Consider the following 3,657-nt stretch of genomic DNA (forward strand, 5'->3'; position numbering starts at 1 on the left):
ATCGGCGAGCGACTTCTGGGCCTGACTAAACGCCGCAGCGGCCTCGGTCAGCTTGCCGTTCTTGTAAAGCGACTCGCTTCTGTTGAGCGCGGCCTCTGCGGAACGGAACTTCTCGGTTTGTTCGCCCGTCGGCGCGGCAGCGCACCGGCTGGCGAAACAACCGCCAGCGACGAGGACCGCCGCCGTCAAAGCACCAAGTCCTCTTATCCTTCCGGCGAGCATGGCTCGAAACCTCATTCACTGATTGCCGGGGAATAGAGCCGCGGCCGAGCGACGTCGGCGCGCAACCCCAGCGTGGCTCCCATTATAGGAACTTCGCGACAAGAATCGCAACTTATTCCCCGGCCGATTTCACGCCAGGTCGGCCGTGCAGTGGGCGCATTTGCGGGCTTTCACGGGGATGTTCGAGCAGCACATCGGGCATTCCTTCATCGGCGGACCTGAGGGAGGCTCCGGCTTCTTCACCACGCTGCCGACGAGCTTCACGATGACGAGAAAAACGGCCGCGGCGATGATCAGGAAATTGACCAGTTCGCCAAGAAAGCTTCCGATTTTGATGCCCCACACCTTCCAGCCTAGATAGCCGGCTTCATTCGGAACGATATGGCCGACAATCGGCATGATGATATCTTTGACGAGCGAATTCACCACGCCGCCAAACGCCCCGCCGATCACCACGGCCAGCGCCAAGTCGATCATATTGCCCTTAAAGGCAAATGCCTTGAATTCATCCCAAAGTTTCATAGATCGGTTTCTCCATTGATGCGCAGGCTCACGACCACTCGCAATTCGCCTCACCCCGGCCCTCTCCCAGAGGGAGAGGGAGACGCATTGCCGGCAAGTGAAGCGAAGGCCATCCTATCGGTCACTCGTGGCGACAGCAAGGCGAATGCGGGTCGGCTCGCGCGGCGGAAACCCTGACGGGCCGGGAGGTTTCGGCGCGACGTGCGATCTTCGCGGCGGCGGGCTTTCCTTGCCGCGCGGTCTCGGTTATTATCCGGCCCCTTTCGGATTTCGCCCGTCGCGGCCCTATTGACTCTCGTCTTGGAACAGGCTGTTGCCGATTTCTGTCCGCCCGCTTCAACAGCGGCCGAGCCGCTTGCGCTCGGCCGCCAGGCAACCTCTGCGCGCCGCGATCTGCAGGCGATCATGGCCGACGGCGCGGCTTGCAGCGTGATGATCGGGATCGGAGAGAACTACTTGGCCCCATTCGCGCTGGCTCTCGGGATGGGGGAAGTGATCGCGGGGCTGATCACGAGCGTTCCGTTTCTTGCCGGCGCGGTGTTACAAATGATCTCGCCCGCGGCGATCCGGCGGTTGGGTTCGCATCGACGGTGGGTTGTCGCCTGCGTCGTCTGCCAAGCCCTGAGCTTTTTGCCGCTGGCCGTCGCGGCGGTGATCGGAACCATTCCGGTGGCCGTGTTGTTCCTCTTGGCGGCCGTGTATTGGGGATCGGGCATGGCCTCAGGACCGGCCTGGAGCAGTTGGGTCGATACGTTGATCCCCGAGCGGATTCGGGCGCGGTATTTCGGGCGGCGAGCGCGGCTAGGGCAGGCCGGAACGCTGATCGGCTTTGCCGGCGGCGGCTTGTGGCTGCAGTACAGCGATTGGCTCGAATCCCCGTTGGCGGCGTTCGCGATTCTGTTCCTCATCGCGGCGGTTTGCCGGTTCATTTCGGCTGCATTGCTTTCCAGCCAGAGCGAACCCCGGCGGCCGATCGAGGGCGCGCACGAGGCACGCCCCCGAGACATGATCCATCGGCTGCGGCACGCCGGCGATGGCCGGCTATTGGTTTATCTTTGGGCGATGCAGGCCGCGGCGCAAGTGGCCTCGCCATTTTTCACGCCGTTCTTGCTCGGCACATTGCATTTCTCGTATGCCAAGTTCATGCTCGTGGTTTCCACGTCGCTCTTGGCTAAAGCGGTGGCCCTGCCGACGCTCGGCGCGCTTGCGGAGCGGTTCGGGGCCATGCGGCTGCTTTGGATCGGTGGCCTGATCGTGATCCCGCTGCCGACCCTTTGGATCATCTCGCAAGCGACGCCGTTTTTGCTCGCGATTCAACTGGCCGCCGGGGCGGCTTGGGCGACCTACGAGCTAGGCGCGTTTCTGCTGTTCTTCGAGGCGATCGACGCCCGTCAGCGAATCGGCATGCTGACGCTCTACAACCTAGGCTACGCCGCAGCGACGGTTGCTGGATCGCTCATCGGCGGCGCGATTCTGGCGGTGATGGGTGAAAACCAGGCCGGCTATCTCGTCGTGTTTGCCGCGTCTTGCGCCGCCCGAATTCTGACGCTCCCGCTCTTGCGGCGCGTCCGCAAGTCAACTGCAACTCGCGACGACGATGACCGACCCACGACCATCCGCTATCCGGCTGCCGGCAACGTCGAAGAGCTGGCGATCAACCGCGCGGCATAGCGGCGTCGCGAGGGCTTGTCGTAGCGGGAGCATCTTGCTCCCATGAACTGCGGCTGGAAGCCTCAGCTACCACAACCGCTTCCTGACATGCCGCCGATAAAACCTATAGAATGGCGCGATTGTTTTCGCACCGCAGGTTTTCATGGACACCAATCCCGACACCGACGACCTCCGCCGCGATCAGGCCCATCTCATCCATTCGTTGCACAATCACGCTTATCAAGAGGACGCTCACGTCTGGGTTTCAGGTTCGGGAGCCGTGCTGGTCGATGAAAACGGCAAGGAGTATCTCGACGCCCTGGCCGGGCTCTGGAATGTGATCGTCGGGCATGGCCGGAGCGAGTTGGGGCATGCGGCCGCGCGACAGATGAGCCGGCTCGGCTATGCTTCGACCTACTCCGGCAGCACCAATCGCCCCGCGATCGAGCTGGCCGAGCGGCTGGCGGCCCTGTGCTATCCGCGCATCAATCGCTTCTTCTTCACTTGCGGCGGAGCGGAGGCCAACGAATCGGCGTTCAAGACGGCTCGATTCTATTGGAAGCTCGCGGGCAAGCCGACGAAAACGCGGATCATCGGCCGCACTTTGGGCTATCACGGCACGACGTTGGCCGCGATGTCGGCCACGGGCCTGGCTTCGTATTGGCCGATGTTCGAGCCGCGCGTTCCCGGCTTCGTGCAGATCGAAAGCCCTTATCCCTATCGGTTTCGTTCGCCGGATGCTGCCCCGAATGATCCGCGAACGCCCGGCGAAATCGCTGCCGATTTATTAGAAGAAGCCATCTTGCGCGAAGGGACGGATAACGTCGCCGCGTTCATCGGCGAACCGGTGCAAGGGGCTGGCGGGGTGATCGTTCCGCCCGACGACTATTGGCCACGGATTCGAAAGATTTGCGACCGCCACCAGGTGCTGCTCATTGCCGACGAAGTGATTACGGGCTTCGGCCGGACCGGGGATTGGTTTGCCCTGACTCGCTACGGAATCGAGCCGGACATCGTCACCTTCGCCAAAGGAATCACCAGCGGCTATTTTCCGCTCGGCGGCATGGGAGTGAGCGATGCGATCGCCGAAGCCATCGATTCGGCCGCTGGACCACAAACCTGGATGCACGCCTTCACGTACTCGGCGCACCCAGTCGGCTGCGCGGTGGCACTGGCCAACTTGAACATCCTCGAGCGCGAGGAACTCTTGCCCCGAGCGCGCGGGCTGGCTCAGCGCCTGCTGGCGCGGCTGAAGACGCTCGA

4 protein-coding genes are annotated in these 3,657 nt (G+C 62.8%); 2 read left to right on the forward strand and 2 right to left on the reverse strand.

Going from position 1 to position 3,657, the window contains the following annotated elements; translation table 11 throughout:
- On the reverse strand, positions 1–222 hold a 222-nt coding region (locus VGY55_13320), incomplete at its 3' end, for a hypothetical protein (protein ID HEV2970946.1).
- Positions 223–351: 129 nt separating this feature from the next.
- On the reverse strand, positions 352–744 hold the full coding sequence (gene mscL, locus VGY55_13325) for a large conductance mechanosensitive channel protein MscL (protein ID HEV2970947.1): 393 nt from the start codon (positions 742–744) through the stop codon (positions 352–354).
- 288 nt (positions 745–1,032) lie between these two features.
- On the opposite strand from mscL, the gene VGY55_13330 reads away from it, so the two are divergent.
- Together VGY55_13330 and VGY55_13335 are read left to right on the forward strand one after the other, a co-directional pair.
- Positions 1,033–2,415, forward strand: coding sequence for an MFS transporter (locus VGY55_13330; protein ID HEV2970948.1), 1,383 nt, complete (start codon positions 1,033–1,035; stop codon positions 2,413–2,415).
- Between the two features lie 142 nt (positions 2,416–2,557).
- Positions 2,558–3,657: aspartate aminotransferase family protein (locus VGY55_13335; GenBank protein ID HEV2970949.1), on the forward strand; the 1,100-nt coding region annotated here is incomplete at its 3' end.

The sequence above is a fragment of the Pirellulales bacterium genome (assembly GCA_035939775.1).
Lineage (GTDB): Bacteria > Planctomycetota > Planctomycetia > Pirellulales > DATAWG01 > DASZFO01.